Annotated in this window: 21 protein-coding genes, 1 pseudogene and 1 riboswitch; of the genes and pseudogenes, 9 read left to right on the top strand and 13 right to left on the bottom strand. The window is 68.9% G+C overall.

Annotated features, from left to right (window positions below):
* On the top strand, nt 1-3,306 hold the full coding sequence (locus ACXJLH_RS27495; RefSeq protein ID WP_457447529.1) for a PAS domain S-box protein: 3,306 nt from the start codon (nt 1-3) through the stop codon (nt 3,304-3,306).
* A 293-nt stretch (nt 3,307-3,599) separates the two neighbouring features.
* Nucleotides 3,600-4,313, top strand: a complete 714-nt coding sequence (locus ACXJLH_RS27490) for a queuosine precursor transporter (RefSeq protein ID WP_056200182.1) — start codon at nt 3,600-3,602, stop codon at nt 4,311-4,313.
* Nucleotides 4,314-4,554: 241 nt separating this feature from the next.
* Here the strand turns inward: ACXJLH_RS27490 and ACXJLH_RS27485 are convergent, their stop codons facing one another.
* From ACXJLH_RS27485 to ACXJLH_RS27475, 3 genes are all read right to left on the bottom strand, one after another.
* Nucleotides 4,555-5,256 carry a PEP-CTERM sorting domain-containing protein gene (locus ACXJLH_RS27485; RefSeq protein ID WP_457447527.1) on the bottom strand — a complete coding sequence of 234 codons (702 nt, stop codon included), beginning with the start codon at nt 5,254-5,256 and terminating at the stop codon, nt 4,555-4,557.
* 148 nt (nt 5,257-5,404) lie between these two features.
* Nucleotides 5,405-7,732 carry a molybdopterin cofactor-binding domain-containing protein gene (locus ACXJLH_RS27480; protein WP_457447525.1) on the bottom strand — a complete coding sequence of 776 codons (2,328 nt, stop codon included), beginning with the start codon at nt 7,730-7,732 and terminating at the stop codon, nt 5,405-5,407.
* Between the two features lie 166 nt (nt 7,733-7,898).
* Entirely contained in the window at nt 7,899-8,450 is a 552-nt protein-coding gene (locus ACXJLH_RS27475) for a (2Fe-2S)-binding protein (protein ID WP_457447523.1), read from the bottom strand.
* A gap of 72 nt (nt 8,451-8,522) precedes the next feature.
* On the opposite strand from ACXJLH_RS27475, the gene ACXJLH_RS27470 reads away from it, so the two are divergent.
* The gene (locus tag ACXJLH_RS27470; RefSeq protein ID WP_056200170.1) at nt 8,523-9,191 is read left to right on the top strand and encodes an alpha/beta hydrolase family protein; all 669 of its coding nucleotides are present in this window, start codon (nt 8,523-8,525) and stop codon (nt 9,189-9,191) included.
* Here the strand turns inward: ACXJLH_RS27470 and ACXJLH_RS27465 are convergent.
* From ACXJLH_RS27465 to ACXJLH_RS27450, 4 genes are all read right to left on the bottom strand, one after another.
* Nucleotides 9,188-9,958: an FAD binding domain-containing protein gene (locus ACXJLH_RS27465; protein ID WP_457447521.1), complete on the bottom strand. Its 771-nt coding sequence runs from the start codon at nt 9,956-9,958 to the stop codon at nt 9,188-9,190. The genes ACXJLH_RS27470 and ACXJLH_RS27465 overlap by 4 nt on opposite strands.
* 13 nt (nt 9,959-9,971) lie before the next feature.
* Entirely contained in the window at nt 9,972-12,329 is a 2,358-nt protein-coding gene (locus tag ACXJLH_RS27460) for a xanthine dehydrogenase family protein molybdopterin-binding subunit (RefSeq protein ID WP_457447519.1), read from the bottom strand.
* A 2-nt stretch (nt 12,330-12,331) separates the two neighbouring features.
* Nucleotides 12,332-12,808: a (2Fe-2S)-binding protein gene (locus ACXJLH_RS27455; protein WP_457389242.1), complete on the bottom strand. Its 477-nt coding sequence runs from the start codon at nt 12,806-12,808 to the stop codon at nt 12,332-12,334.
* 116 nt (nt 12,809-12,924) lie between these two features.
* A complete protein-coding gene (locus ACXJLH_RS27450) occupies nt 12,925-13,416 on the bottom strand; it encodes a nuclear transport factor 2 family protein (RefSeq protein ID WP_457320769.1) in 492 nt (163 codons plus the stop codon).
* Between the two features lie 119 nt (nt 13,417-13,535).
* On the opposite strand from ACXJLH_RS27450, the gene ACXJLH_RS27445 reads away from it, so the two are divergent.
* Nucleotides 13,536-14,534 (top strand): XdhC family protein, encoded by a 999-nt coding sequence (locus ACXJLH_RS27445; RefSeq protein ID WP_457447517.1) that lies wholly within the window; start codon nt 13,536-13,538, stop codon nt 14,532-14,534.
* An 89-nt stretch (nt 14,535-14,623) separates the two neighbouring features.
* Here ACXJLH_RS27445 and ACXJLH_RS27440 read toward each other — a convergent pair whose 3' ends face one another.
* Nucleotides 14,624-15,256: a DUF6515 family protein gene (locus tag ACXJLH_RS27440; protein ID WP_457447515.1), complete on the bottom strand. Its 633-nt coding sequence runs from the start codon at nt 15,254-15,256 to the stop codon at nt 14,624-14,626.
* 120 nt (nt 15,257-15,376) lie between these two features.
* Here ACXJLH_RS27440 and ACXJLH_RS27435 point away from each other — a divergent pair, with 120 nt between their 5' ends.
* Nucleotides 15,377-16,003 (top strand): glutathione S-transferase family protein, encoded by a 627-nt coding sequence (locus tag ACXJLH_RS27435; protein WP_056200154.1) that lies wholly within the window; start codon nt 15,377-15,379, stop codon nt 16,001-16,003.
* Here ACXJLH_RS27435 and ACXJLH_RS27430 read toward each other — a convergent pair whose 3' ends face one another.
* The 4 genes and pseudogenes from ACXJLH_RS27430 to ACXJLH_RS27415 form a co-directional block, all read right to left on the bottom strand.
* Entirely contained in the window at nt 16,004-17,131 is a 1,128-nt protein-coding gene (locus ACXJLH_RS27430) for an ABC transporter permease (RefSeq protein WP_457389246.1), read from the bottom strand.
* Between the two features lie 83 nt (nt 17,132-17,214).
* Nucleotides 17,215-17,964: pseudogene (gene ccmA, locus ACXJLH_RS27425) on the bottom strand (heme ABC exporter ATP-binding protein CcmA); the annotation flags it as partial.
* Nucleotides 17,961-18,902, bottom strand: a complete 942-nt coding sequence (locus ACXJLH_RS27420; protein ID WP_457447513.1) for an HlyD family secretion protein — start codon at nt 18,900-18,902, stop codon at nt 17,961-17,963. The gene ACXJLH_RS27420 and the pseudogene ccmA, both read right to left, overlap by 4 nt.
* 9 nt (nt 18,903-18,911) lie before the next feature.
* Nucleotides 18,912-19,541 (bottom strand): TetR/AcrR family transcriptional regulator, encoded by a 630-nt coding sequence (locus ACXJLH_RS27415; protein WP_056200148.1) that lies wholly within the window; start codon nt 19,539-19,541, stop codon nt 18,912-18,914.
* 130 nt (nt 19,542-19,671) lie between these two features.
* Here ACXJLH_RS27415 and ACXJLH_RS27410 point away from each other — a divergent pair, with 130 nt between their 5' ends.
* From ACXJLH_RS27410 to ACXJLH_RS27395, 4 genes are all read left to right on the top strand, one after another.
* Nucleotides 19,672-21,231 carry a methyl-accepting chemotaxis protein gene (locus ACXJLH_RS27410; protein ID WP_457389249.1) on the top strand — a complete coding sequence of 520 codons (1,560 nt, stop codon included), beginning with the start codon at nt 19,672-19,674 and terminating at the stop codon, nt 21,229-21,231.
* Nucleotides 21,232-21,452: 221 nt separating this feature from the next.
* A riboswitch (SAM riboswitch) is annotated at nt 21,453-21,528 on the top strand.
* Between the two features lie 41 nt (nt 21,529-21,569).
* A complete protein-coding gene (gene metX, locus ACXJLH_RS27405) occupies nt 21,570-22,742 on the top strand; it encodes a homoserine O-succinyltransferase MetX (RefSeq protein WP_457447511.1) in 1,173 nt (390 codons plus the stop codon).
* Nucleotides 22,739-23,314 carry a methionine biosynthesis protein MetW gene (metW, locus tag ACXJLH_RS27400; RefSeq protein ID WP_457323143.1) on the top strand — a complete coding sequence of 192 codons (576 nt, stop codon included), beginning with the start codon at nt 22,739-22,741 and terminating at the stop codon, nt 23,312-23,314. Before metX ends, metW begins: the two co-directional genes overlap by 4 nt.
* Before the next feature lie 69 nt (nt 23,315-23,383).
* Nucleotides 23,384-24,235 (top strand): hypothetical protein, encoded by an 852-nt coding sequence (locus tag ACXJLH_RS27395; protein ID WP_457447509.1) that lies wholly within the window; start codon nt 23,384-23,386, stop codon nt 24,233-24,235.
* A 279-nt stretch (nt 24,236-24,514) separates the two neighbouring features.
* Here ACXJLH_RS27395 and ACXJLH_RS27390 read toward each other — a convergent pair whose 3' ends face one another.
* Nucleotides 24,515-24,703 (bottom strand): hypothetical protein, encoded by a 189-nt coding sequence (locus tag ACXJLH_RS27390; RefSeq protein WP_056200133.1) that lies wholly within the window; start codon nt 24,701-24,703, stop codon nt 24,515-24,517.
* Nucleotides 24,704-24,720 lie beyond the last annotated feature (17 nt).

Genomic DNA, 24,720 nt, shown 5'->3' with positions numbered 1-24,720 from the left:
ATGGTGCGGACCGGCGAAGAACTCAGCAGCCTCGTCGGGCACGCCGAACCGCCCGAGCAGCAGCGGGAACGATTGCAAACCAGCATGCGCTGGCAGGCCTCGCTGGTGTTCCTGATGGCTTGCGGCCCGGTCTTCGTGCCGGTGGCCGCGCTGCTGTGGCTCACGCGCCAGCGCGGTGAATGGCTGGACGGCTGGCCGCCGGTGGCGCTGGCGCTGCTGATTTCGGTGCTGGCCCTGCTGCGCCTGGTCGTGCTCTCGCGCGCGCCGCGCCGCAAGGAACAGCCTCTCATCACGCTGGGCATGATGGCGCTGGTACTGGCCCTGCCGGTGGCCGCTGCCGTGTCGCGCGACCTGGGCCTGTGGTCGCTGTGCCTGCCGCTGATGAGTCTGGTCGTCGCCTTCGCCACGGGATTGCTGGGCCTTTTTGCCGGCGCCGTGCTGACGTTGCTGGGCGCCGTCGCGCTGGCGGGCCTTGGCGTCGGCGAGGCACTGGGCTGGGTCACGCATCCCATGGGGGCGTCCAGCCTCGTGCTGCGTGTCATCGTGCAGTTCGGCCTGCTGGGCTCGGGCCTGGTGGCCGGCCTGGGCCTGTTGAGGATGGTCAAGCGCTCGCTGGCCGAGGCCGACGAGCGCACGGCGCGTTTCCGCGGCCTGCTGGGCATGGCCGTGGACTGGTACTGGGAGATGGACCGCGAGTTCCGCTTCACCCATGTCGCCGAGGAAAGGCCCGGCACCTCGGGCCTGGACCTCAATTCCCGCCTGGGCAAGACCCCGTGGGAAATCGACGGCATGGGCCTGTCCGATGACGAGCTCGACGCTCACCGCGCCGATCTCGAATCGCACCGGCCCTTCCATGGCATGGTGGCGCGACGCGTCGGTGTCGACGGCAGCGCGCGCTGGGTCTCCATCAGTGGCGAGCCGCGCTTTGACGCGCAGGGCAACTTCCGCGGCTACTGGGGCGTGGGCCGTGACGTGACGGGCGAAGTGGCCGCCGAGCAGACCGTGCAGGCGACCGAGACGCGCTACCGCGAGTTGTTTCGCCGCTCGCCCAGCCCGCTGGTGCTGCACCGCTGGGGTCGCGTCGTCGACGCCAATCCGGCGGCCATGGCGATGTTCGGCTACGCGCAGCGCTCCAGCATGATCGGGCAGGACCTGTTCAGCCATTACGAGCCTGGTGACGACGAGACCGCCCGCCAGCAGGCCGCACGGCTGGAGGGCATGGCCCCAGGCGCAATGCAGCCCATGGCCGAGTACCGGCTGCGCACGCTGTCGCGGCGCCGCCGCCTGGTGCAGGCCACCAGCGTGCGTGTCGAGACCGCCTCGGGCCCGGCCACGCTGACCTTCTTCACCGACCAGACCGAGCAGAGCCGCGCCCAGGACGCGCTGCGCCGCTCGGAGGGCCTGCTGTCGCACCTGGTGGCCACCAGCCCCGACGTCATCACGTTGACCGAGGCCGAGAGCGGCCGCTATGCGATGGTCAACAAGGCCTTCGAAAGCCTGACTGGCTGGAGCAATTCCGAGGTGCTGGGCCGCACGGCCGAGGACATCGGCATCTGGCACAACGCCGCCGACCGCACCGCCATCCGCGAGGCCATCCGCCGCGACGGCCTCGCCAACAACGTGCCCATCAGCTTCCGCCGCAAGGACGGCAGCGCCGTCTCCATGCTGGTGTCGGTCGCGCCTTTCGAGATGGACGGCCAGAACTACCTCGTGCTGTATGCGCGCGACGTGAGCGAGAGCGAGCGCACCCGCCTCGTGCATGGCGCCATCCTGGAGAACGCCTCCATCGGCATTGCCCTCACGCGCGACCAGCAGTTCGTGCTGGCCAACCCGCGCGTGGAGGCCATGTTCGGCTGGGAGCGCGGCGCGTTGATCGGCCAGCATGGCAGCGTCGTCTGGCCCGGCGTCGAGGAGTGGCAGGCCGTTGGCCGCGACCTCGGGCCGCAGCTCGCGGGCGGCCAGCAGGTCGAGGCCGAGCGCATCATGCGCCGCCGCGATGGCTCCACCTTCCTCGCCCGCCTGCTCGCCCAGGCCGTCGACCCGGCCCACCCGAGCCGCGGCGGCACGATCTGGATCATCGAGGACGTCACCGAGCGCCGCCGCGTCGAGCAGCAGCTCGCCCACGCCAAGGACGAGGCCCAGGCCGCCAGCCGCGCCAAGAGCGCCTTCCTGGCCAACACCAGCCATGAGATCCGCACGCCGCTCAACGGCCTGCTCGGCCTGGGCCGCCTGGCCCAGCAGCCCGACCTCTCCGACCAGCAGCGGCGCGACTACCTCAACCAGATGATGGACAGCGCCGAAAGCCTGTCCGGGCTGATCTCCGACATCCTGGACCTGTCCAAGATCGAGGCCGGGCGGCTGACGCTGGAGAGCCAGCCGTTCTCGCTGCGCGAGCTGCTCGCCTCCATCCGCCTGGCCTACCTCACGCTGGCCCAGGCGCGCGGCCTGACCTTCGCCGTCGAGATCGACCCAGCCCTGCCGAGCTGGGTCTTCGGCGACCCGCTGCGCACGCGCCAGATCCTGTCCAACTACCTGACCAATGCACTGAAGTTCACCGAGACCGGCGGCGTCACGGTCAGCGTCAAGGCCCTGCCCGCCAACGCGCGCGGCAGCGCCGGCGAGTGGGTGCACATCGAGGTGCGCGACACCGGCCCCGGCATCGCGAACGAACAGCAGGGCCGGCTCTTCCAGCCCTTCACCCAGGCCGACGAGTCGACGACGCGGCGCTTCGGTGGCACGGGTCTGGGCCTGTCCATCTGCCGCGAACTCGCCATGCTGATGGGCGGCGAAGTCGGCGTCAACAGCGCCCCGGGCGAGGGCTCGGCCTTCTGGGCCGAACTGCCCCTGCCCGCCGCGCCGGCGCCCATGGCCCACCAGCCGCGCGAGACGCGTGCGCAGAGCGCGACCCATGAGGCCCTGCATGGCCGGCGCGTGCTGATCGCCGAGGACCACCCGGTCAACATGCTGATCGCCGTGGCTCAGCTGGAGCAATGGGGCATGGAGGTCGCCCAGGCCAGCGACGGCCGCCAGGCCATCGAGGCCGTGCTGGCCGCGGCCAGCGTCGGCAAGCCCTTCGACATCGTGCTGATGGACGTGCAGATGCCCGTCATGGGCGGCCACGACGCCACCCGCGAACTGCGCAAGCACTTCTCGGCCGCCGAGCTGCCCATCGTTGCGCTGACGGCGGCGGCCCTGATCTCGGAGCGCGACGATGCCTTCGCCGCCGGCATGAACGACTTCCTGACCAAGCCGATCGACACGCCCAAGCTGCATCAGACCTTGCTGCGTCTCACGAGGGCCTGCTAACGCTATGGCAAGGGGTCGCGTTGTGACCAGCGAAGCCACGGGCAAGGCGCAAACCGCAGCCGGGCCGGGTGCCCGGCGAGGATTTGCAACGCCGCGCGCGGCTTTGCTGGCCACAACCCAAAGGGAAGGCCATCCGCCAGGGGCCACTCCGCGTTGCACCGCTGGCCCGCATATCAATGCGGGCGGCGCGCTGCGCCTTGATTGGCCCCTGGCGGATGGCCTTCGCCACCCCTTGCCATAGCGTTAACAGGCCCTATCGCACTGACAATGCCGGCTCCAACAGGAGGAGCCCCATGACCCCATCAGCGCCCCGCAGCTTCAAGTACTACGACTTGATCATGGCGGCCTTTGTCTGCGTGCTGCTGTGCTCCAACCTGATCGGTGCGGCCAAGGCGGCCCAGCTGACCTTGCCGGTCATCGGCACGGTCACCTTCGGCGCCGACCTGTTCTTCTTCCCGATCAGCTATATCTTTGGCGACATCCTGACCGAGGTCTACGGCTACGGCCGCGACCGCCGCGTCGTCTGGGCCGGCTTTGGCGCCCTGGTGTTCTCGGCCTTCATGGCCTTTGTCGTCGTCAACCTGCCGCCGGCGCAGAACGACTTCATGGCGGCCTACCAGCCGCATCTTGACGCCGTGTTCGGCAACACCTGGCGCATCGTCGCGGGTTCGATGATCGCCTTTGCCTGCGGCAGCTTTGCCAACAGCTTCGTGCTGGCCAAGATGAAGATCGCGACGCAGGGCCGCATGCTGTGGGCACGCATCGTCGGCTCCACGGTGGTGGGCCAACTGGTCGACACGGGTGTCTTCTTCCTGATCGCCTTCTACGGCATCTGGCCCAACGACCAGCTTTTCGCCGTCATCGTCACGCAGTACCTGTTCAAGACCATCTGGGAGGCCGTCATGTACCCGTTGACGGCCAAGGTCGTCGCCTTCCTGAAGCGCGCCGAAGGTGAAGACCATTACGACCGCGGCACCAACTTCAACCCGTTCTCGATAAAAGTGTGAGCCCCTCGCCCGGTCCCCCTGGAGGACGGCGATGCTTGCCGGATCGACCGGCAAGCACATCGTCAGACGGGCCGGCTTGGTGAACTGGAGCCGGACACAAGCAGTCCCTGCGGACTGCTTGTGCCTACGGAAGGCCATTGGCCTCTGGCCAATGGCAGGCCCGGCGCTCTGCCCGGAATACCGCGGGCCCAAAGCAAAACGGCGGCCCGCGGGCCGCCGTTTTTCATGGAGGACTGTGGGTTCAGCTGCGGCGACGGCGCACGCCGACCGCGACGACCAGTGCCAGGCTGGTCAGCGCCAGGCCCGTGGGCTCGGGCAGGCCGAAGACCTCGACCGCCGTACCCTGCACGCCAACCGTGAAGCCATTCCAGTACTCGTTGGTCAGGCTGTTCCAGGTGACGGTGTCGAAGCTGCCCTTGAAGCGGATGGCGCCGTGGGGCTCGCCGCTGCCGATAAGCTGGTACTCGAACACGCCGCCGCCGTGGTCGATGACGTTCTTGGTGACATTGCCGCAACCCCAGTAGCCGCAGCCGACGCTGAGGATGTCGAAGTCCTGGTCGAAGCCGTAGCCGTTGCCGTTCAGGCTGATGAAGGCAAACACCGGATTGGCGATGGCCTGGGAGAAGTGCAGCGTCTGTGAGCCGGCAGCCGCCAGTGCGATCTGGTCAGAGCCGGTAGGCCGGTTGTCGACGGCGCTGCTGGTGTAGGACGTGCCGTAGGCCCAATAGTCGAAACCGCTGCCGGTGTCGTAGAAACCGATGCCCTGGCGGTTGGTATAGGTCACGTTGACCGTGGCGGTGGTCGTCGTGATGACGCCATAGCCCTCGAAGCCGGCGGCGTTGGGATTGCTGCTTTGCCAGTCGGTCCAGTAGACGGGTGCGGCCTGGGCAAACGCGGTGCCTGCGAGGAGGGCGGTGGCAAGCAGATGCTGAAGAGTTCTCATGGCGCCGCCCTCGAAAGAAGAAATGATCTATGGCACGCAAACTTCGCGCCATTGCCCATTCTTCCTGGGCGGCAAGCGGCCGCTTCGCGCGACGGAGAGCACGACTGTCAGCTGCGTCGACACCCCGTGAACAAGGGGTCGGCTGCCCTCAGGCCCGCAGCGGCAGGCTGCGCCGGCGCTCGCCCGTCAGCGCGAACCAGGCATTGGCCAGGGCTGGCGCAACCGGCGGCAAGCCAGGCTCGCCGACGCCGCTGGGCAGGCCGTCGCTGGGCATCAGATGGGTCTCGATGACAGCGCATTGGGCCAGCGTCATCAGCGGGTGGTCGGGGAAGCTCTTCTGCTGCACCTCGCCGCCCACGATGTCGATGCGTCCCCACAGCGCGGCTGTAAGCCCGAAGACGATGCAGCTCTCCATCTGGCGCACGACGATGCTGGGGTTGACGACAGTGCCGCAGTCGACGGCGCAGACGACCCGCTTCACGCTGGGCCCCTGGTTCCGCGTCACTTCCACGACCTGGGCCACGACGCTGCCAAAGCTCTCGTGCACGGCCACACCACGCGCCACGCCCGTTGGCAGTGGCTGCCCCCAGCCGGCCGCCTCGGCCGCGCGCCGGAGCACGGCCTGGTGGCGCGGCAGGCCCTCCAGCAGCGCCAGGCGAAAGGCCACCGGATCGGCCTTGGCGGCGTGGGCCATCTCGTCGATGAAGCTTTCCTTGAAGAAGGCGTGGTGGGAATGGCCCACGGCGCGCCACATGCCGACCGGCACGCCGCTGTGCGTGGCCTGGTGGGCGACGCGCGTGTTGGCGATGGCATAGGCCAGGTCGAAGAATCCTTCGGAGGCCGTCTTGTCGGGCGCGTCGCCGCGCTTGAAGAGGGCGGCCGGCGCGCGGCCATCGGGGAAGGCGTTGCGGTTCAGCACGTCCAGCGTCGGCGCCAGCCCGGGCATGACGCGCTCGGCCCAGCGCGGCAGCAGGGCGTCCGCGGCATTGGTGATGGCCAGCGCCACAGGGCGGCCTTGGGCGTCCAGCCCGCCCTGCAGCACGGCCACCTCGGCGGGGCGATAGAAGTCGTGCGTCATGTCCTCCTCGCGCGACCAGACCAGCTGCACCGGCAGCCCGCCCATCTCCAGCGCGACGCGCACTGCCTGGGCTATGAAGTCCACCTCCAGCCGCCGGCCGAAACCGCCGCCGAGATAGGTCACGTGCACCGTCACCGCTTCCGGCGCCACGCCGGCCACGCGCGCGGCGACGTCGCGCGCAAAGCCCGGCACCTGGGTCGGCGCCCAGACGCTGACGTGGCCGTCCAGCACCTGGGCGGTGCAGTTCATCGGCTCCATGGTGGCGTGAGCGAGATGAGGCGCGCTGTAGACGGCCTCCACCTTCGTCGTTGCCCCGGCCAGCGCGGCTTTCACGTCGCCCTGCTTCAGGAAGGCGAAGCCATCGCCGGCTTCGTGAGCGCGGCGCGCCTCACTCTCCAGCGACGCGAGGATGGCCCTGGAATCCAGCCTGCCGTTCGGTGGCGGCTGCCATTGAACGTCAAGCGCCTTGGCGGCCTCCAGGGCATGCCAGGTCGTGCGGGCGACGACGGCATAGGCCGCCGTGGAGCCCGCGATGGGGCCGAGGGCCACGACGCGCAGCACGCCGGGCCGCGCACGCACCGCGTCGACGTTGGCCGGCCCCAGGCCGCCGCCCAGCATGGGGCAGTGGCGAATGGCGGCGAAGACCTGGCCATGCTCGCGCACGTCCAGGCCGAAGCGCGCACTGCCGTCCACCTTGGCGGCCAGGTCCAGGCGCGGCAGGGCCTGGCCGATCTGCGTCCACTGGCTGCGCGGCTTCAGCGCCACGTCGCCAGGCGGCGTCAGCGCCGCCTGGGTGGCGAGCTCGCCATAGTGGCTGAGCGCGCCGCTGGCATGGTGGATGACGCCGGCCTTGACCGACAGCTCGGCCACCGGCAGCTTGTGCTTCAGCGCCGCGGCGCCCAGCAACTGGGCGCGCGCCGTGGCGGCGGCCAGGCGCAGTGCATCCCAGGCGTCGGCGACGGTCGAGGAGCCACCCGTCAGGTTCAACCCGAGCTCGCGTGCGACCTTGGCCGTGACCCAGGACGAGAACCTGAAGGCGCGGCGCTCGTGGTCGCGTGGGCCGAAAGGGATATTGCCCAGGGAGGTGGCGATATTGCCGTAGATGGCGTCATGGCCGGCTGGCGTCAGGCGCACCGTGTGCAGCGGCACGTCGAGCTCTTCCGCCACCAGTTGCGCCAGTGCGGTATGCACGCCCTGGCCCATCTCGCTGCGGTTCATGGCCAGCAGCACCGTGCCATCGGCGGCGATCTTGATCCAGCCATTCAGCCCGACCTCGCCTTCGACCGGCGGCAGCGTGTGGGCGTTGCCCAGGCGTGAGCGTGGCGGCATGAAGCCCCAGCCGACGATCAGCGCCCCCAACGCGCCAGCCCCGGTCAAGAGCAGCGTCCGTCGCTTCATGTCGGCCCCTCGCCCGATGGGTACATCGGTCGGCCTTGCAGGCCGCGCTGCGGTCGGTGCCGCAGCTCTTCGGCAGGCATCGCCAGCCCACCGGGCTGGCGAAGTCGGGCCTCAGCCCCCGAGGGGATGCGGGCCGGCTCGGGAGCGGCCCAGCGCTCGGCCCGCCTCATGGCTTGGCCTTCATCTGTCTGGCCGCTTGCTTGATCGCGGCGCGCACGCGCGGGTAGGTGCCGCAGCGGCAGAGGTTGGTCATCGCCGCGTCGATGTCGGCGTCGCTGGGGGCCTGGTTCTTGGCCAGCAGCGCCGCGGCGGCCATCAGCATGCCGCTCTGGCAGTAGCCGCATTGCGGCACCTGCTCGGCCAGCCAGGCGAGTTGCAGCGCGTGAGGGCGGTCCTTGCTTCCCTCGCCGGGCGCCGGGCCGCTCCCAAGGCCGGCGGCGCCCCCTCGGGGGGCAGCCTGCGTACCCGCAGGCGTGGGGGCCATGAGCCCTTCGATGGTCGTGATGGACTTGCCCGCCACAGCGCCCACCGGCGTCACGCAGGAACGCGTTGCTGCGCCGTCGACATGCACCGTGCAGGCGCCGCAGGCGGCGATGCCGCAGCCGAACTTGGTGCCGGTCAGGTTCAGGCCGTCGCGTAGCGCCCACAGCAGCGGCATCGCCGGGTCGCTGGCGATGCCTGGCAGCGTCATGGCCTGGCCGTTTACTTTCAGTTCCATCAAGGCGGGCCCGGGTGGGGCGAAACATCAAAACAGCAGCGCAGGATAGCGGGCAGGACCGAAAATGGCGTCATGAGCCTCCCTCAAGATGCAACAGCGCCCGGCCTGCTGTTCGCCCTGCTCCCTGACAGCGGCATCGCCCCCGATGGCCCCGACACCCTCGCACCGCTGGCCGCGGCCCTGCATGCCCAATATCCCAACGCGCTGACGCTCAATCTGCACCCGCCCCTGCGCGACGCCGAGGGCCGCTGCCGCTGGTGGCTGGACGCTGCGCCCGGCGCCGAGGGCGTCAGCGCCGCGCTGCCCCATCTGATCGAGCGCCTGCGCCTGGAGGCCCGCAAACTGGATCTTCCCTGGCAGCGCGTTGCGCTGGCCGGTGTTGGCGACGGCGCGTTGCTGGCGCTGGAGGCCGTGCAGGCCGAACCCGAACTCGTCGGCCGCGTGCTGGCCTTTGCCGGCGGCTACCTGGCCCGGCCGGAGCATGCGCCGCAGGACGTCTGCGTGCACCTGCTGCATGGGCTGGCGGACCAGCGCTTCCCCTACCGCCACCTGGTGGACGCAGCCCAGTCCCTGGTCGACCTCGGTGCCGATGTGACGGCCGATCTGCTGCCCCATCTCGACCATGGCCTGCACCCGGCCCTGATCGACAAGGCCATGGAGCAGTTGCGCACCTTCATTCCCTCGCGGCTGTGGCGCGAGGCGGTGGTGGCGGCGCAGGAGAGCGAAAAGACCGCGAGCTAAGCCGCTGCGATGGCCCGCGCGGCCAGCTCCGGGATCAGCGCCGCACGATAGGCCGCCGTGCCGTGCAGATCGCTGTTCAGCCCATCGGCGCTGACCTTGACCGCACGTGCCGCGGCCGCGCTCCAGTCGCGGCCGAGCGCCGTCTCCAGCTCGCTGCAGCGGAACACACCCGGCCCAGCGCCGGTGACCGCCACGCGCACGCCGCCGTCCAGGCGCGCCACGAACACGCCCACCAGCGAGAAGCGCGAGGCCGGCTGCTTGAACTTCTGCCAGGCGGCCGCCTTCGGGATGGGGAAGCTGACCGCGGTGATCAGCTCGCCGTCCTGCAGCGCCGTCGTGAACAGGCCCTGGAAGAAGTCGTCGGCCGCGATCTGGCGGCTGCTGGTGTGGATGGTGGCGCTTAAGGCCAGCACGGCAGCGGGGTAGCAGGCGGCGGGGTCGTTGTTGGCCAGGCTGCCGCCCAGCGTGCCGACGTTGCGCACCTGGCGGTCGCCGATGCGGCCGGCCAGGTCGGCCAGCGCGGGGATGGCGCGCTGCACGTCGCTTGAGGCGGCGACCGTCGCGTGCGTCGTCGCGGCGCCGATGCGCACGGTCTTGGCATCGACCGTGATGCCCTGCAACTCGGGCAGGCGGCGCACATCGACCAGGCCCTCGGGCGCGGCCAGGCCCAGCTTGATGGCACCGAGCAGGGACTGGCCACCGGCCAGGAATTTGTCTTCCGCGCCCAGGCGGGCGGCGGCGACGGAGGATGCAGCTTGGTAGTTCATCGCTTTTGTCTCCTCAGGCCTTGGCCGATTGCAGCGCCGTCCAGACCGTGCACGGCGTCGCCGGCATGGCCAGGTCCTTGACGCCGATGGCGTCGCAGATCGCGTTCATCACGGCGGCCGGCGAGCCGATGGCGCCGGCCTCGCCGCAGCCTTTCACGCCCAGCGGGTTGTGCGTGCAGGGCGTGCCCTTGGCTGTCTGCACGGTGAAGCTCGGCAGGTCGTCGGCGCGCGGCATCGCGTAGTCCATGTAGCTGCCGGTGAGCAGCTGACCCGATTCCGGGTCGTAGACGCCATGCTCCAGCAGCGCCTGGCCGATGCCCTGCGCGAGGCCGCCATGGACCTGACCCTCGACGATCATCGGATTGACGATGTTGCCGAAGTCGTCCACCGCGCTGAAGCGGGCTATGCGCACGACGCCGGTGGCCGGGTCCACCTCGACCTCGCAGACATAGCTGCCAGCCGGATAGGTGAAGTTGCTCGGGTCGTAGAAGGCGTTCTCGTTGAGGCCGGGTTCCAGCTTGTCGAGCGGGTAGTTGTGCGGCACGTAGGCCGTCAGCGACACCTGGGCGAAGGGGATGGCGCGGTCGGTGCCGGCGATGCGGTACTCGCCGTCCTTGAACTCGATGTCGCCCTCGCCCGCCTCCAGCAGATGGGCGGCGATCTTCCTGCCCTTGGCGATGACCTTGTCCACCGCCTTGACGATGGCTGCGCCGCCCACGGCGAGGGACCGGCTGCCATAGGTGCCCATGCCGAACAGCACCTTGCCGGTGTCGCCGTGCTGGATGTCGATGTCTTCCAGCGGAATGCCGAGGCGGTCGGCCACGACCTGCGCGAAGGTCGTCTCATGGCCCTGGCCATGCGAGTGGCTGCCGGTGAAGACGGTGACCTTGCCGGTTGGATGCACGCGCACCTCGGCGGCCTCGAACAGGCCGGCGCGCGCGCCGAGCGCCCCGGCGACGTTGGACGGCGCCAGACCACAGGCTTCGATATAGGTCGAGTAACCGATGCCGCGCTTCAGCCCCTTGGCCTCGCTGACGGCCTTGCGGGCCGCGAAGCCCGCCACGTCGGCGAGCTGCTGCACTTGTGTGAGCGTGGCGTCGTAGTCGCCGATGTCATAGGTCAGACCGACTGGCGTCGCGTAGGGAAACTCCTTGATGAAGTTGCGGCGGCGGATCTCGGCGGGATCGATGCCGAGCTCGTGCGCGGCCGTTTCCACCAGCCGCTCGACGACATAGGTTGCCTCGGGCCGGCCGGCACCGCGGTAGGCGTCCACCGGCGCGGTGTTGGTGAACACGCCGGTGACCTCGGCGTAGATCTTCGGCGTCGTGTACTGGCCGGCCAGCAGCGTCGCGTACAGGATGGTCGGCACGCAGGAGGCGAAGGTCGACAGGTAGGCGCCGAGGTTGGCCGTCGTGTGCACGCGCATGGCCAGGAAGCGGCCGTTGCTGTCGGTCGCCAGCTCGGCCGTCGTCACGTGGTCGCGGCCATGGGCGTCGGACAGAAAGCTTTCGCTGCGCTCGGCCGTCCACTTGATCGGCCGGCCCAGCTGCTTGCTGGCCCAGACCAGCGCCGTCTCCTCGGCGTACAGGAAGATCTTGGAGCCGAAGCCGCCGCCCACATCGGGCGCCACGACGCGCAGCTTGTGCTCGGGGATGCCCAGCACGAAGGCGCACATCAAGAGGCGCTCGACATGCGGGTTCTGGTTGGCGACGTACAGCGTGTAGTGGTCGCTGCTGGGGTCGTAGCTGGCGTTGGCGGCGCGTGGCTCGATGGCGTTGGGGATGAGGCGGTTGTTGCGGAACTGGAGCTTGGTGATGTGCGGCGCGTTGACAAAAGCCGCGTCGGTCGCGGCCTTGTCGCCGCAGCCCCAGGTGTAGCAGCGGTTGTCCGCGGCTTCGTCATGCACCGTGCCCGCGTGGCCGGCCGCGGTGGCCGTGTCGGCAACGGCGGGCAACTCGTCGTAATCCACCTCGACCAGCGCTGCCGCGGCCTTGGCCTCGGCCAGGGTCTCGGCCACGACCAGGGCCAGTGCATCGCCCACGTAGCGCACCTTGCCGTCCGCCAGGATGGGATGCTTGGGCTCCTTCATCGGCGTGCCGTCGATGCTGTTGATGAGCCAGCCGCAGGGCAGGCCGCCGACATCGCGGAAGTGCTCGCCGGTGTAGACGCCCAGCACGCCCTCGGCGGCCAGCGCCGCGGCCGTGTCCACGCGCCTGAGCCGCGCATGGGCATAGTTGCTGCGCACAAACACGCCGAACGTCTGGCGAGGCAGCACGATGTCGTCGGTGTACTGGCCGCGGCCGGTCAGGAAGCGCGCGTCCTCGCGGCGCTTGATGCTCTGGCCGATGAAGCCTTCCTTGGGTGCATTCATGGTCAGGCTCCCTTCATGGCTTGGGCACCGACCTGCACGGCGCGCACGATGTTCTGATAGCCCGTGCAGCGGCAGAGATTGCCCTCCAGCCCCTCACGGATGGCGGTCTCGCTGGAACAGTCGTGGTGCTGCACGAGGTCGATGGCGCTCATGACCATGCCCGGCGTACAGAAGCCGCATTGCAGACCGTGGCATTCCTTGAAGGCCGCCTGCATCGGGTGCAGCGTGCCGTCGGTGGCCGCCAGGCCCTCGATGGTGGTGAGGCTGGCGCCATCGGCCTGCACGGCCAGCATGCTGCAGGCCTTCACGGCACGGCCGTTGAGGTGCACCGTGCAGGCGCCGCACTGGGCGGTGTCGCAGCCGACATGGGTGCCGGTCAGTGCCAGGTCTTCGCGCAGAAATTGCACCAGCAACTGGTCGGGCGCGACCTCGCGGCTCACCGTCCGCCCGTTTACTGCCAGCTTGATAGGAATGCCCATCTCGATGTCTCCTCGGTGCGGCCTGGGTGGCCGTCGCGAGGCTATCGTCGCCTGCCGTCGGGCAGGCAGGGGCTGCGCAAACCCCTATAGATGAGCAGTCAGCTGCCGGGCGGGTGTCAGTGCTTGGTGTCGGGGTCCCAGTGCTCGGCGATCTTGCCGTTCTCGATGCGGAACATGTCGAACCAGGTGGTCGTGTAGGTCTTGGTGGCGTCCTTGGGGTCGGGCAGCTCGCTGACGAAGCTGAGGATCACCAGATCGCGCTCGGCCACGATGGCAACCAGCGGCGCCTTGACGCGGGCCTCGATGGGCTTGGGTGTGGCGACCTTGGAGAACACGTCGACGAAGCCGGCGCGCCCGGTGGGCACCTCTGGGTTGTGCTGGATATAGGACTCGGCCAGGTAGCGGTCCGCCAGCTCCATGTGCCCGCCCTCGAAGACTTCGCGCCAGAAGTTATAGACCAGACGCTTGTTGGCCGCGAGCTTGGGGTCGCTGCTGGCCAGCAGCTTGGCGTGGTCGGGCTGGGCCTGGACCGGCAGCTGGGCGAGGGCCGAGCCGGCCAGGCTGGCCAAACTGGCAAAGAGGAGGGCAGCGAGAAAGGCTTTCTTCATGAGGGACTTTCAACGAGGGTCGGCCAGTGTAGGAAGCGGCCCGTGTGTGGCCGCACGTCATGGTCGCTGCAAGCTGGCGCCGCTCGCGGTATGGTGGCGGCTGACCTCACCGACAAGACATGGACAACCTCGATCTCAGCGTTTTGCGCACGGCCGCCGCGTGGCGGGCCGAGGCACGTGGCGTCGTGCTGGGCACGATCACGCGCACCTGGGGCTCGGCGCCGCGGCCGGTCGGGTCGCTGGTGGCCGTTCGCGACGACGGGCTGATCGCCGGCTCGGTGTCCGGCGGTTGCATCGAGGACGACCTGGTCGCCCAATTGCGTGCGGGCAGCTTGAAGTTGGCCCGGCCAACGCCGTTGCGTTACGGCGTTGGCGCCGAGGAGGCGCGCCGCTTCGGCCTGCCCTGCGGCGGCACGCTGGAGCTGATGCTGGAGCCACTGGGGCCGCAGTCGGGTGTCGACGCGTTGCTGGCACGGCTGGAGCGCGGCGAGCGCGTGCGCCGCACGCTGGACCTGGTAACGGGCATCGCCACGCTGGCCGACGCCGAGCCGGGTGCCGACACCTTGACGCTGACCGACACCCAGCTCGTCAGCCACCATGGCCCGCAATGGCGCTTGCTCGTCATCGGCGCCGGCCAGATGACCGACTACCTCGCCCAGATGGCGCTGGCACTGGGCTATGGCGTCACCGTCTGCGACCCGCGCGCCGAGTACGCCGATGGTTTCGCCATCCCTGGCGTCACGTTGACGCGCGACATGCCCGATGACGTCGTCATCGCCTTCAAGCCCGATGGCGCCACGGCCATCGTGGCGTTGACGCACGACCCCAAGCTGGACGACCTCGCGCTGATGGAGGCGCTCAAGGGCGCGGCCTTCTATGTGGGCGCCATCGGCTCGCGCGTCAACCAGGCCAAGCGCCGTGCGCGGCTGGGCGAGCATTTCGGGCTGACCGATGCGGAGCTGGATCGCCTGCACGGCCCCGTGGGCCTGGACATCGGTGCGCGCACGCCGCCGGAGATTGCGCTCAGCATCCTGGCCGAGATGACCGCCGTGAGGTACGGGCGCCCCTCGCCCAGTCGCGTCTCGCTGAACGCGGACGCGCCTGGTCGGTCCCCCTAGGGGACGGCGATGCTCGCGGCGTTGAGCCGCGAGCACATCGCCTGACGGGCCGGCTTGGGAGCGGCCCGGCGCTCGGCCCCAGAGAGGCGTTACTTCATCGTGTAGCCGCGGCCGTCCATGCAGGCTTCGATGGCGCGGTTGAACACGCTGCTGTCGGCCTGCGCATTCGGCTGCGTCGTCGCCCAGCGGTTGCAGTCGCGACGGTCGTTTTCCAGTTGCTCGGGCGACTGGCCATTGCGCGGATAGACGATGGGTTCGGGCCTCGGCGCCGGGGCCGCAGGTGCCGGCATCACCTGGGCCGTGGCGGCTTCGGGCGGCGGTGTCGTGACGACGTAGCCTTCCGGCACCGGCCGGTAGTAGACGCCGTTGGCGTAGTAGTAGGGCAGGCCGCCCAGCGTCAGCGTGACATAGGACGGCGGTAACAGCGGGATGACGACGCCGACCGGTGGCAGCACGACGCGGTAGCGCGGGCCATAGGGCTGATACCAGACACCGCCATGGAACCAGTAGCGCCCCGGGCCGGCGCCGACGACGACGGCGCCGCGCGGCACATAAGGCGCCACGTAGCCCGGCGCGGGATAGTAGTGGTCGTGGTGGTAGCGGTTGTCGAACACCATGCCGATGTTGGCGCGAACGCGCACGTCGGCGTGGGCGGCCGGTGCGGCCAGAACAGCGGTCAGCGCCAGCAAGGCCGCAGCAGAGGAATGGAGCAGAGTCTTCATCGTCTTCAACCCGAAGTCAGGGGTGGATTGCCAACGCCGTCAGCGTCGCGCGGGTGCACTGCGGTGGCATTGCGGCCACGTAAAGTTCACCGCTTCCTGTTCCCAGCCTGTCGCACCGCCATGATCGAACTGTTTTACTACCCCAGCAACGCGAGCTTCGCGCCCCATCTCCTGCTCGAGGAAATGGGCATTCCCTACACGCTGCGCCAGGTGGACCGTGCCAACAACGAGCACAAGTCGCCGGCCTATCTGAAGCTCAACCCGAACGGCGTGATCCCCGTGCTGGTCGACGGTGATCTCGTGCTCTACGAGACGGCCGCCATCCTGATGCATCTGGCCGACTGCCACGCCGGCTTTGCGCCAGCGCCCGGCACCGCCGAGCGGGCCCAGTACTACAAGTGGATGGTCTGGCTGACCAACACGCTGCAGGCCATGCTGATCCACTATTTCTACCCCGACCGCATGGCCGCCAACGCCGACGAGGTGAAGGCCCGTGCCGAGGCGCAGATCGCGCCCATGCTGGACCAGATGGACGCCGAGCTGGCCCGCCATGGCGGCGACTGGTTCCTGGGTGACCAGTTCACGGCCATCGACCCGCTGGCCTTCATGCTGTGCCGCTGGACGCGCATGCAGGCCAACCCGGCCAAGACGCGGCCGGCTTTGGGCGCCTATCTGAAGCGGGTGTTCGAGCGGGCGGCAACGCAGCGCGTCGTGGCCAAGGAAAAGCTGCCGGATCCCGTCTATTGATCAGTCGAGAGTCTGCCGGTAGCGCAGCAATGCGATGCCACCCGCCGCGGCCAGAAAGGCCAGCATGGGCCACAACTCCGGCAGCAGCTCGGCTGCGCCCGAGCCCTTGAGCATGACGCCGCGCACGATGCGCAGGAAGTGGGTCAGTGGCAGCACCTCGCCCAGGTATTGCGCCCATTGCGGCATGCCGCGAAAAGGGAACATGAAGCCCGACAGCAGCATGGACGGCAGGAAAAAGAAGAAGGTCAGCTGCAGGGCCTGCAGCTGGTTCTGCGCCAGCGTCGAGAAGGTGAAGCCCACCCCCAGGTTGGCCAGCATGAAGACGCCGATCATGGCCAGCAGCAGCGTCACGCTGCCCACCATGGGCACGTTGAAGAGCGCAAAGGCCGCGCCGAGGATGACGCCCAGCTGCACATAGCCCAGCACGATATAGGGCAGGATCTTGCCGGCCATGACCTCGAAGGGCCGCACCGGCGTGGCCAGCAGGTTCTCCATCGTGCCGCGCTCGCGTTCTCGCGTCATGGCCAGCGCCGTCAGCATGACCATGGTCATCGTCAGGATGGTGCCGACCAACCCGGGCACGATGTTGTAGCGCGACAGGCCTTCGGGGTTGTAGCGGCGCTGGATGCGCACCTCGAAGGGCAGGGGCTGCGGGGCCCGCGAGGCCAGGGCGCCGCGCAGGTCGCGGTTCAGCGCCGTCTGGCCGAGTTGGCTCAAGGCGGCGATGGCATTGCCGCCGGCCGACGGATCGGTGGCATCGGCGGCGATCAGCACGGCGGGCTTTTCGCCGCGCACAACGCGGGCGCCGAAGTCGTCCGGCACGACGACGAGGAACTGGATGTCGCCTCTCTGCAGCAGCGCGTCCCCGCGCGACTCCGCGATGCCGCTCTCGACGATGTGGAAGTAGCCACTCGTCTGCAGCGCCGCGACCAGGCTGTGTGCCATCGGGCTGGTGTCCTGCGAGACGACGGCCGTGGGCAGGCCCTTGGGGTCGGTGTTGATGGCATAGCCGAACAGCACCAGCTGCATGATGGGCACGCCCACCGCCATCGCGAAGGTGAGCTTGTCGCGCAGCATCTGCTGCACTTCCTTCAGCGCGATGGCGACGATGCGGGCCAGGGACTGCATCAGTGCGCTTCCGAATAGTTGTCGGTGGCCTGGCCGACGAGCTTGACGAAGGCGTCTTCGAGATCCTTGGCGCCCGCCTCCTGCACGACGGATGCCGCCGTGCCGCGCGCCAGCACGCGGCCATAGGCGATATAGACCAGCTCGTCGCAGCGCTCGGCTTCGTCCATGTAGTGGGTGGACACGAGCACGGTGATGCCTTCCTGAGCGAGCTGGTGGATCTGGTCCCAGAACTCGCGCCGTGCCTTGGGGTCGACGCCGGCCGTGGGTTCATCCAGCAGCAACAGGCGAGGTTTGTGCAGCAGGCAGGCGGCCAGGGCCAGGCGCTGCTTCCAGCCGCCGGACAGCGCGCCGGCGAGTTGCTTCTCGCGGGTCTTGAGCCCGAGCCGCTGCAGCGCCGCATCGACGGCCTCGTGGCGGTTCTCCATCGAGAACAGGCGTGCGATGAAGTCCAGGTTCTCGCGGATCGACAGGTCTTCGTAGAGGCCGAACTTCTGCGTCATGTAGCCGACCTGGCGCTTGACCTCGGCGGCCTGGCGGCGGAAGTCCAGGCCCAGCACTTTCCCTTCGCCAGCATCGGGCGTCAGCAGCCCGCACAGCATGCGCAAGGACGTCGTCTTGCCGCTGCCATTCGGGCCGAGGAAACCGACGATGTGGCCGGTGGCGACCTGCATGTCGACGTTGTCGACCACCTTGCGTTTGCCATAGGACTTGCTCAGCCCCCGGACATCAATGGCCAGCTCGAGGTCGCTGGCCCCTCGGTCGCGGTGTACCGCGTCCGATCCCCCGAGGGGATGCGCGCCGGCTTGGGGCGGCCCTGCGCTCGGCGCCGTCATGGCGTGACATCCAACGGCTGCCCCGGATGCAAGCGCTCCGCGTCCTCGGCCTTCACCGGCCGCGCCTCGACAAGGAAGACGAGTTTGTCGCGCTGCTGGTTGGAGTAGATGACTGGCGGCGTGTATTCCGGGCCGGCGGCGATGAAGCTGATGCGCGCGGGAATGGCCGCACCACAGCCGTCGCAGCGCAGGTTCACCGGCGCATCCAGCTTCAAGCCGCCGAGCGCCGACTGCGGCACGTAGAAGCGCGCCTTGCGGTTGGCCGGCGGCAGCAGGGCCAGCACGGGTTGGCCAGCGGCCACCCACTCGCCGGGACGCAGGAAGACGTCCTGCACGCGCGCCGGCATGGGTGCGCTCTGGCGCTTCTGCTCGACGCGCCAGGCCGTCTGCGCGCGGCTGCTCTGGGCTGCGTCGGCCAGAGCGCGGGCGGCATTGCGCTCGTCATCCCGCGCCGGCAGCCGGCCCACTTGCAACGCGGCGTCCAGCTCCATCACGCGAGCACGGGCCTGGGCCAGCACCGTCGCGGCGTCGTCGACGCGAGCCTGGGCGACGAAGCCCCGGCCTAACAACTCCTGCTGGCGCGTCAGGTCGATGCTGGCCAGGCGTTCGGCGGCGCGGGCCTGGTCGAGTTGAGCCTTCGTGACGGCCAGCTCGGGGCCGCGCCGGCCCTTGTCGGCGTTCAGTGCCTGGGCCTGCGCGCTTCTGGCGCGTGCGCTGGCCTCGGCGTCGGCGGCGACCTCAGGTGTCGCGTCCAGTTCGAACAGCGCCTGGCCGGCGGTGACGGCCTCGCCGGAGCGAACGGCCAGCGTGGCCAGCCGACCGGCCACCGGCGGCGCGATATAGACCAATTCGGCCTCGGCATAACCCGTCCAGCCCTCGGGCGGCTTGTCGCCGCAGCCGACCAGCAGCACGGCGAGCAAGGGAAGGATTCGTTTCATGTCGACTCCTCAGACGCCGCTGGCCAGGCCGAGCAGCGCCCATTCGATGCGCCGTTGCAAGGCCGCATCCGACAGCACTTCGTCGTCCACCGCGGCCAGCAGCGCGGGGGGGACAACATCGATGGATTTCATGCCGCCGACCAGGATCAGCGGCGCAACGACTGCGCCCATCAGGAAGGAAAAGCGTGTCAGCAGCGGTTGCCGCGGCAGGCAGTCGCGCGCCTCGGCCTCCTGCAGCAGGGCAAGCAGCACGCCCAGGTGGCGCGGCGCGTTGGCGCGCAAGAAATCCTGGGCCACGCCCTGACCGGCCTGAGCATCGGCCCAGACCCGCGCGATCAGCGGCCGGTGCTCGCGCACAAAGCGCGCCACGCCCAGCAGGGCCGTGGCCAGTCGCTCCATGACATCGGCTTCACCTTGGCTGCTCAGCGACAGCGCGCTGAACATCTCCTCGTAATGCCGCTGCAGCAAGGCGCGCAGGAAGGCGTCCTTGCTGCCGAAGTGGTAGTGGACCATGGCCGGGTTGACGCCGGCCGCCTCGGCCACGCGGCGCACCGACAGACCCGCGCAGCCGAGCCCCGGGTAGAGGGCGGCGCCGGCGGCGAGCAGGGCTTGATCCTGATCCTGGCTGGGGCGGGGCATGTCGGCGATTATTGGTCAAGTGTTCAGTAACCACAAGTTGCGGCAAAAGGTCGCTTGCCATCAGTAGCCGCTTCACTAGCATGCAGGCAACGAGGCCGCTGCCCAAGCGGCCTAACTAGGAGACACGAACATGGACCTCGCCACCTGGATGCGCAGCTTCACCATCCGCACCCGCATGCACGGGGCCATCTTGCTGGTGCTGCTGATGTTTGCCGCTTTGGGCGTGACCGGCTTGCTTGGCGGCCGCCAGCTGATGGCGCTCAATGTCGACGTCACCACGCATGCGATGCGCGACCTGCAGCACCTGGCCGCCATCCGCCAGGGGCTGGCCGACGTGCGGCTGGAGGAAAAGGAGATGGTCATCGCCTACGAGACGCCCGAGCAGGTCAAGCAGTTCCGCCAGCGCTGGGACGCCGCAGCCCAGCGTCTGGTAGCGGCGCTGCAGGGCCTGCAGGAGGGCACGCGGGAGGAGAACAAGGCCGTGGCGGCCGAGGCGCTGAAGTTCCTGCAGGACTACCGCACGGCGGCCCAGCCGGTGCTCAACCAGATCGAGGCCGGCGGCTTTGACACCGCCAAGGTGGCCGACCGCATGTTGAACCGGCCCAAGGCAGCGATGCGCGAGACCGAGAAGCGCGTTGAGAGCATCGCCGCCCTCATCGATGCCCAGGCCAAGGCCACCGAGGCCGAGTTCGGCGCCGAGATGGGCCGCATCGCCTGGCGATCGCTGGCCGTGCTGGTCCTCGTCATGGTGCTCGTCGTGCCGCTCACGCTGATCAACTCGTCCACCATCACCAGCCCGATGCGCTATGCCGGCAGCGTGGCCCAGTCCATCGCCAGCGGCGACCTGAACAACGCCATCCGTATCGTCGGTCGCGACGAAGCCTCCGAACTGTTGCGCGCCCTGGATGCGATGCAATCCAGCCTGCGCGATCTGGTGCGGCAGGTGAAGACTTCCGCGATGAGCATCGAGACGGCCAGCACCGAGGTCGCCTCGGGCAACCAGGACCTGAGCCAGCGCACCGAGCAGGCGGCGTCCAGCCTGCAGCAGACGACCAGTTCGATGGAGGACCTGACCAGCGGCGTGCGCCATGGCGCCGACGCTGCCGGCAAGGCCCGCCAGTTGGCCGAAGGCGCAGCCGAAGTCGCGCGCCGCGGCGGCCAGGAGGTGGCCGACGTCGTCGCGACGATGGAAGAGATCAACACCAGCTCGCGCCGCATCGGCGACATCCTCGGGCTGATCGACAGCATCGCCTTCCAGACCAACATCCTGGCGCTGAACGCGGCCGTCGAGGCGGCACGCGCCGGCGAGCAGGGGCGCGGCTTCGCGGTCGTCGCCAGCGAGGTTCGCCTGCTCGCGCAGCGCTCGGCCGACGCGGCACGCGAGATCAAGTCGCTGATCTCGGCCAGCCTGGAGCGCACCGAGACGGGCTCCCGGCTCGTGCAGCATGCTGGCACCACCATGCAGGAGATCGTCGACAACGTGCAAAAGGTCAGCGACATGATCGGCGAGGTGGCGGCCGGTGCGGCCGACCAGAGCTCGCGCATCGGCCAGATCAACGGCGCCGTCAGTCAGCTCGATCACATGACGCAGCAGAACGCTGCGCTGGTGGAGGAGTCCGCCGCCGCTGCCGACAGCCTGCGCCAGCAGCTGCAGTTGCTGACCGGCGCGGTCTCGCAGTTCAGGTTCTGATGCGGCCGTAGTGCGTTCTTGGGGGCGAGCGCCGGGCCGCCCCAAGCCGGCCCCGCTGGCGATGTGCTTGCGGTTCAATGCCGCAAGCATCGCCGTCCCCGCGGGGGCTGAGGCCGGACACATTGCGCCCAGTGGGCGCGATGTGCCTGCCGAAGGGCTGCGGCGCCTGCCGCAGCGCGGTCTGCAAGACCGGCCAAGGTACTCCTTGGCCGAGGGGCCTACAATTCATCAGCGCCGATTTGTTCCGGATTGCGGGCGCTCTACAAATGCCGCTAAACAGGGCTCCGATCAACCGGCGTCCCGCAACAGTGGCGCCGGTTTTTTTATTGGAGTAGGCCATGACGGGCCGTAGCGTCGGCGACGTGTCGCCGCAGAGTTTTCATTTCGACGAGCCGCTGCCGCTGCGCAGCGGCAGCAGCTTCGGGCCCTACGACCTGATGGTCGAGACCTATGGCCAGCTCAATGCCGAGCGCAGCAATGCCGTGCTGGTCTGCCATGCGCTGAACGCCAGCCACCACGTCGCCGGCACCCTGGCCGGCCAAGCCAAGAGCGAGGGCTGGTGGGACAACCTCATCGGCCCGGGCAAGCCGCTGGACACCGACAAGTTCTTCGTCATCGGCGTCAACAACCTCGGTTCCTGCTTCGGCTCGACCGGCCCCATGCATGTCAACCCCGCCACGGGCCGGGCCTGGGGCGCCGACTTCCCCGTCGTCACCGTGCAGGACTGGGTGGATGCCCAGGCCCGCCTGGTCGAGCGCTTCGGCATCCTGAAGCTGGCAGCCGTGCTGGGTGGGTCCTTGGGCGGCATGCAGGCGCTGGATTGGGCGCTGCGCTATCCCGAGCGCGTGAGCCACTGCATCGCCGTGGCGACCGCGCCGAATCTGTCGGCGCAGAACATCGCCTTCAACGAGGTCGCGCGCCGCGCCATCGTCACCGACCCCGATTTTCATGGCGGCCACTTCTACGCCCACGGCGTGGTGCCCAAGCGCGGCCTGCGCGTGGCGCGCATGATCGGCCACATCACCTACCTGAGCGACGACGTCATGGCCGAGAAGTTCGGCCGCGAGCTCAAGGGTGGCGCACTGGGCTATTCGACCCAGGACATCGAGTTCCAGATCGAGAGCTATCTGCGCTACCAGGGTGACAAGTTCAGCGACTACTTCGACGCCAACACCTATCTGCTCATCACTCGCGCCCTCGACTACTTCGACCCCGCCTCCGAGCATGGCGGCGACCTGACGCGCGCCTTCGCAACCGCTCGCGCCAAGTTCCTCATCGTCAGCTTCACGACCGACTGGCGCTTCTCGCCCGACCGCTCGCGGGAGATCGTCAAGGCGCTGCTCGACAACCGGCTGGACGTGTCCTATGCGGAGATCGATGCGCCGCATGGCCACGACGCTTTCCTGCTCGACGATCCGCGCTATCACGGTGTGCTGGGGGCCTATTTCGAGCGCATCGCCACGAGCCTGGAGCGGCCCGCCGGCTTGCAGCTGAAGGGGGTGGCCATATGAGCTTCGACCCGGCCATCGCGGCGCTGGTGCCGCCCGGCTCACGTGTACTCGACCTGGGCTGCGGCACAGGCGAGCTGCTCGAGCACCTCATCAAGCACAAGGGCTGCAGCGGCTACGGTGTGGAGCTGGACGACGCCAACCTGCTGGCCTGCGTGAAGCGCGGTGTCAACGTCATCCAGCGCAACCTGGAAGAGGGCCTGGCCATCTTCGAGGACCAGAGCTTCGACGTCGTGTTGCAGCTGGAGACGCTGCAGAACCTGCGCAATGCCGAGGCCATGCTCAAGGAGACAGCGCGCGTGGGCAAGATGGGCATCGTCAGCTTCCCCAACTTCGCCCACTGGCCCAACCGGCTGCAGGTGCTGTTCGGGCGCATGCCAGTCACCCGAGCCCTGCCCTACGAGTGGTACGACACACCCAATATCCGCGTCGGCACCTTTGCCGACTTCGGCGTGCTGGCGCGCAAGAACCGGCTCAAGATCCTGGACAGCTTCGGCCTGCAGGATGGCGGCGTGGTGCGCACGCGGCCCAACCTGATGGCCAGCGTGGCGGTGTTCAAGTTCGAACGAGAGTGAGCACCCGGCCGGCGCGCAACGGACTCAAACCCTAGCCCACGGCGCGCCTTGATTCGCTAGGCTCGCTACATGTTGCGTGCTCGTTTCCTCGCCTCCATGCTGGCCGCCGGTGTGGCGCCCTGGGTGCGGGCTGAGGCCGCGCCGCTGCGCTTCGTCTACCCGCGCGTCAACGACCAGGGCGAAGAGGCCTTCGGCTTCCAGGGGCTGCGCCTGGCGCTGCAGAAATGGGGGCGGCCCTTCGAGCTGTTGCTGGCGCCCACGTCCACCAATTACCGGCGCTCGCTGTATCAGCTGGAGACGGGCGAAATCGACGTGATAGACATGGGCACCAGTCGAGCCTTCGAAGCCCGTTTTCAGCCGGTGCACCTGCCTGTCGACCGGGGCCTCAGTGGCTGGCGACTGTTGCTGGTCCGTGCCGGCATGGTGCCCGCGTTCCGCGCAGTGCACGACCTGGCCGGCCTCGCCCGGCGGCGTGCCGGTCAGGGCCAGGACTGGCCCGATACGCAGTTGCTGCTCGCCGCCGGCCTGGGGGTCGTCAGCGGCAGCGATCTGCCGACGTTGTTCCGCCAGTTGCAGGCGGGCCGCTTCGACTACTTGCCCCTGGGCCTGAACGAGATCCACGGCCTGCTGACCCAATGGCAGGCGTTGGCGCCGGATGTTGTCGTGGAGCCCGACCTCGCCCTGGTCTACCCGTTCGCGCGCCTGCTCTTCGTGCGTCGCGGCGACGGCGAGCGCTACGCGGCCATCACCGAGGGGCTGACGCGGGCCTTCGAAGACGGCTCGTTCAACACGCTGTTCACTGCCCGGCATGCGGGGCTCGCGCAGGCCCGGTTGGCCGAGCGCCGCGTGCTGCAGATCGACAACCCCGGGCTGAGTGAGGCAACGCGCGCCATCCCGGCGCGCTACTTCATCCGGCCCTAGGAGGCTGTCGGGCTTGGGGTCGGGTGCGCGTTGGGCCTGCAAGGGTGCTGAGACAAGGCGCAAAGCGCAGCGGTACCGGGCGTACCGCGAGCATTTGCAACGCAGGATCGGCGCCCTTGCAGGCCCAACCCGCAGGGCCAGGGCGATTTGCGGGGCGATCCGGCGTTGCGAACTCGTTGTGTGGCCCGCCACACGCCTCGCCCGCGCCTTGTCTCACCCCGCAACTCGCCCTGGCGCGCACCCGACCCCAAGCCCGACAGCCTCCTAGGTTTCAGCAGCTCAGGCCGATTTCTTGTGGCCCTTCTTGGCCGCCTTTTTGTGCTTGGCCTTGGTCGTCTTCTTGGCGGCGGTCTTGGCATGGATGCCGCTGCTGGCCTGGCTGGTCTTGTGGTGCTGGGCCACGCGCGCCTCGGCCGCCGGGGCAGCGATGGCGAGGGCGGTGACGAGGGCGGTGAGCAGGGTCTTCATCGTGGATCTCCAAAAGA

Source organism: Roseateles sp. P5_E4, assembly GCF_054049255.1.
The sequence above is the reverse complement of the archived record's forward strand: the minus strand, read 5'-3'. Positions and strand labels throughout refer to the sequence as shown.

Bases quoted from the DNA above. Each gene is read 5' to 3' on its own strand.
- ACXJLH_RS27495 (WP_457447529.1), top strand. From the start codon at position 1: ATGGTGCGGACCGGCGAAGAACTCAGCAGCCTCGTCGGGCACGCCGAA.
- ACXJLH_RS27490 (WP_056200182.1), top strand. From the start codon at position 3,600: ATGACCCCATCAGCGCCCCGCAGCTTCAAGTACTACGACTTGATCATG.
- ACXJLH_RS27485 (WP_457447527.1), bottom strand. From the start codon at position 5,256: ATGAGAACTCTTCAGCATCTGCTTGCCACCGCCCTCCTCGCAGGCACC.
- ACXJLH_RS27480 (WP_457447525.1), bottom strand. From the start codon at position 7,732: ATGAAGCGACGGACGCTGCTCTTGACCGGGGCTGGCGCGTTGGGGGCG.
- ACXJLH_RS27475 (WP_457447523.1), bottom strand. From the start codon at position 8,450: ATGGAACTGAAAGTAAACGGCCAGGCCATGACGCTGCCAGGCATCGCC.
- ACXJLH_RS27470 (WP_056200170.1), top strand. From the start codon at position 8,523: ATGAGCCTCCCTCAAGATGCAACAGCGCCCGGCCTGCTGTTCGCCCTG.
- ACXJLH_RS27465 (WP_457447521.1), bottom strand. From the start codon at position 9,958: ATGAACTACCAAGCTGCATCCTCCGTCGCCGCCGCCCGCCTGGGCGCG.
- ACXJLH_RS27460 (WP_457447519.1), bottom strand. From the start codon at position 12,329: ATGAATGCACCCAAGGAAGGCTTCATCGGCCAGAGCATCAAGCGCCGC.
- ACXJLH_RS27455 (WP_457389242.1), bottom strand. From the start codon at position 12,808: ATGGGCATTCCTATCAAGCTGGCAGTAAACGGGCGGACGGTGAGCCGC.
- ACXJLH_RS27450 (WP_457320769.1), bottom strand. From the start codon at position 13,416: ATGAAGAAAGCCTTTCTCGCTGCCCTCCTCTTTGCCAGTTTGGCCAGC.
- ACXJLH_RS27445 (WP_457447517.1), top strand. From the start codon at position 13,536: ATGGACAACCTCGATCTCAGCGTTTTGCGCACGGCCGCCGCGTGGCGG.
- ACXJLH_RS27440 (WP_457447515.1), bottom strand. From the start codon at position 15,256: ATGAAGACTCTGCTCCATTCCTCTGCTGCGGCCTTGCTGGCGCTGACC.
- ACXJLH_RS27435 (WP_056200154.1), top strand. From the start codon at position 15,377: ATGATCGAACTGTTTTACTACCCCAGCAACGCGAGCTTCGCGCCCCAT.
- ACXJLH_RS27430 (WP_457389246.1), bottom strand. From the start codon at position 17,131: ATGCAGTCCCTGGCCCGCATCGTCGCCATCGCGCTGAAGGAAGTGCAG.
- ACXJLH_RS27420 (WP_457447513.1), bottom strand. From the start codon at position 18,902: ATGAAACGAATCCTTCCCTTGCTCGCCGTGCTGCTGGTCGGCTGCGGC.
- ACXJLH_RS27415 (WP_056200148.1), bottom strand. From the start codon at position 19,541: ATGCCCCGCCCCAGCCAGGATCAGGATCAAGCCCTGCTCGCCGCCGGC.
- ACXJLH_RS27410 (WP_457389249.1), top strand. From the start codon at position 19,672: ATGGACCTCGCCACCTGGATGCGCAGCTTCACCATCCGCACCCGCATG.
- metX (WP_457447511.1), top strand. From the start codon at position 21,570: ATGACGGGCCGTAGCGTCGGCGACGTGTCGCCGCAGAGTTTTCATTTC.
- metW (WP_457323143.1), top strand. From the start codon at position 22,739: ATGAGCTTCGACCCGGCCATCGCGGCGCTGGTGCCGCCCGGCTCACGT.
- ACXJLH_RS27395 (WP_457447509.1), top strand. From the start codon at position 23,384: ATGTTGCGTGCTCGTTTCCTCGCCTCCATGCTGGCCGCCGGTGTGGCG.
- ACXJLH_RS27390 (WP_056200133.1), bottom strand. From the start codon at position 24,703: ATGAAGACCCTGCTCACCGCCCTCGTCACCGCCCTCGCCATCGCTGCC.